At 33.9% G+C, this 230-nt stretch carries 1 protein-coding gene; it reads left to right on the forward strand.

Annotation, left to right across the window (positions count from 1 at the left end):
* Window positions 1-43: 43 nt before the first annotated feature.
* The coding region (locus AC0IXA_RS28280; RefSeq protein ID WP_471815039.1) for a hypothetical protein at window positions 44-230 on the forward strand (187 nt) is incomplete at its 3' end.

Below are 230 nucleotides of genomic sequence, written 5' to 3' on the forward strand. Positions count from 1 at the left end.
TTGTAAGACAACGAAATGCAAGCAATAGCCACACAAATGCAACATGCAGCAGATCATGCAAAACTCTCACCTTAATGCTTACTATTTACAGCTTCAAGTAATTAATTCTTTACATAAGTGCCAGAAATTATTCAACAGCGGGTATGCAATGTCATTTACCAATAATCAAGTTGTAACTGCACTATTAATTGTACTAATAGTATGCTCAAAAGTTAATGAATGGCTTGATG

It is taken from the genome of Pseudomonas sp. AC083, from assembly GCF_979253165.1.